This is a genomic window from Streptomyces africanus, assembly GCF_002150735.1.
In the GTDB taxonomy this organism is placed as follows: domain Bacteria; phylum Actinomycetota; class Actinomycetes; order Streptomycetales; family Streptomycetaceae; genus Streptomyces; species Streptomyces africanus.
Window position 1 is genome coordinate 1 of the sequence record NZ_MUKA01000557.1, and the last position, 2,477, is coordinate 2,477.

2 protein-coding genes and 1 pseudogene are annotated in these 2,477 nt (G+C 69.5%); all 3 read right to left on the reverse strand.

Annotation, left to right across the window (positions count from 1 at the left end):
* On the reverse strand, positions 1-1,071 hold a 1,071-nt coding region (murD, locus tag CCL05_RS42005; protein WP_208641741.1), incomplete at its 3' end, for a UDP-N-acetylmuramoyl-L-alanine--D-glutamate ligase.
* The gene (gene mraY, locus CCL05_RS42010; RefSeq protein WP_037670865.1) at positions 1,053-2,144 is read right to left on the reverse strand and encodes a phospho-N-acetylmuramoyl-pentapeptide-transferase; all 1,092 of its coding nucleotides are present in this window, start codon (positions 2,142-2,144) and stop codon (positions 1,053-1,055) included. The genes mraY and murD, both read right to left, overlap by 19 nt.
* Positions 2,144-2,413 (reverse strand): annotated as a pseudogene (locus CCL05_RS42015) (UDP-N-acetylmuramoyl-tripeptide--D-alanyl-D-alanine ligase); the annotation flags it as partial. The pseudogene CCL05_RS42015 and the gene mraY, both read right to left, overlap by 1 nt.
* Between the last annotated feature and the right edge of the window lie 64 nt (positions 2,414-2,477).

The following is a 2,477-nucleotide window of genomic DNA, read 5'->3' on the forward strand; positions in this document are numbered from 1 at the left end:
GTTGGTGGCCTTGGAGTCGTCGACGTACGCGACCCCGTCCACGTCGGCCACGTGCGCGATGCGGTGGGCGTCCGGGGTGAACGCCCGCAGGCCGTCCCGTACGGCCTTGGCGGGCACGCCGTAGGCCCGCGCGAGGGCCGCCGCCGCGAGGGCGTTGGCGATGTTGTGCGGGGCCGGCGGCCTGACGTCGGCGACCTCGGCGAGCTCCTGGGCGTTCTTCTGCCGGTTCTCGACGAAGGCACGGTCGACGAGGATGCCCTCCACGACGCCGAGTTGGGAGGGCGCGGGTGTGCCGAGGGTGAAGCCGACGGCCCGGCAGCCCTCCTCGACGTCGGCCTCGCGGACCAGATCCTCGGTGGACGGCTTGTCGGTGGCGTCCGCGTTGTAGACGCAGGCGACGCGATTGCCCTCGTAGATACGGCCCTTGTCGGCGGCGTACGCCTCCATGGAGCCGTGCCAGTCCAGGTGGTCGGGGGCGAGGTTGAGCACGGCGGCCGAGTGGGCGCGCAGCGACGGCGCCCAGTGGAGCTGGTAGCTGGACAGCTCCACGGCCAGCACGTCGTACTGCTCCTCGCCGAGCACCGCGTCCAGCAGGGAGACGCCGATGTTGCCGACGGCGGCCGTGCGCAGGCCCGCCGCCTTCAGGATCGAGGCGAGCATCTGGACGGTGGTGGTCTTGCCGTTGGTGCCCGTGACGGCGAGCCACGGGGCCGCGTCGGGGCCGCGCAGGCGCCAGGCCAGCTCGACGTCGCCCCAGACGGGCACGCCCGCCCGCTCCGCGGCCGCGAACAGCGGCTTGTCGGGCTTCCAGCCGGGCGCGGTGACGATCAGCTCGGTGCCCTCGGGCAAGGTGTCGCCGTCACCGAGGCGCACGGTGATGCCGAGCGCCTCCAGCTCGGCGGCCTGCGCCCGAGCGCGCTCGTCGGCGCCGTCGTTGACGGCCGTGACGGTCGCGCCGAGGCCGTGCAGCACCTTGGCCGCCGGGACGCCGGAGACGCCGAGCCCGGCGACGGTGACGTGCTTGCCCTTGAGTTCCGAAGACACCGAGGAGGTCACTTGTCCGCTGCCCATCCTGCATAGAAGAGGCCTAGTCCGACGATCACACAAATGCCCTGAATGATCCAGAAGCGGACCACGACGAGCACTTCGGACCAGCCCTTGAGTTCGAAGTGGTGCTGGAGTGGCGCCATCCGGAAGACGCGCTTCCCGGTGAGGCGGAAGGAGCCGACCTGGATCACCACGGACATGGTGATCAGGACGAACAGGCCGCCGAGGATGGCCATCAGCAGCTCGGTGCGCGAGCAGATCGCGAGGCCGGCGAGCACACCGCCGAGCGCGAGCGAACCGGTGTCACCCATGAAGATCTTGGCCGGCGAGGTGTTCCACCACAGGAAGCCCAGGCAGGCACCCATCAGCGCGGAGGCGACCACCGCCAGGTCGAGGGGGTCGCGCACCTCGTAACACGCGCCCGGGTTGGTCAGCGTCTGCGCGTTGGCGCAGGACTCCTGGAACTGCCAGACGCCGATGAAGGTGTAGGCGCCGAAGACGAGCACCGAGGCGCCGGTGGCCAGACCGTCCAGACCGTCGGTCAGGTTCACGCCGTTCGACATCGCGAGGATCATGAACAGCGCCCAGACCACGAACAGCACGGGTCCGATCGTCCAGCCGAAGTCCGTGATGAACGACAGCTTCGTGGAGGCGGGGGTGTTGCCTCGGTTGTCCGCGAACTGCAGCGAGAGCACCGCGAAGCCGATGCCGACGATCAGCTGGCCGGCCATCTTCGCCTTGGCCCGCAGACCCAGCGAACGCCGCTTGACGATCTTGATGTAGTCGTCGAGGAAGCCGACCAGGCCCATGCCGACCATCAGGCCGAGCACCAGCAGACCCGAGAAAGTCGGCGCCGCGTCGACGTCCGGGTCGAGATAGCCCGTGATCACCTTGGCCAGGAAGTACGCGGCGACCGTCGCCAGGATGAAGGCGATACCGCCCATGGTCGGCGTCCCGCGCTTGCTGGCGTGCTCGCGCGGGCCGTCGTCGCGGATGTACTGGCCGTAGCCCTTGCGCGCGAGGAGCTTGATCAGCAGCGGGGTGCCGACCAGCGTCAGGAAGAGGCCAATGACTCCTGCGAACAGGATCTGCTTCATCATCGGGCGGAAACCTCACCCTCGGCACCGGTCTCGAGCAGCGCCTGGGCAACGCGCTCGAGGCCGACCGAACGGGACGCCTTCACGAGTACGACGTCTCCCGGGCGCAACTCGCTGCGCAACAGGTCGATCGCCGCCTGTGCGTCGGACACGTGCACCGACTCCTCACCCCACGAACCCTCGTTATATGCGCCCAGTTGCAGCCAGGCGGCTTCCCTGCCACCGACCGCGACGAGCTTGCTGACGTTGAGCCGGACGGCGAGCCGTCCGGCTCAACGTCAGCAAGCTCGTCGCGGTCGGTGGCAGGGAAGCCGCCTGGCTGCAACTGGGCGC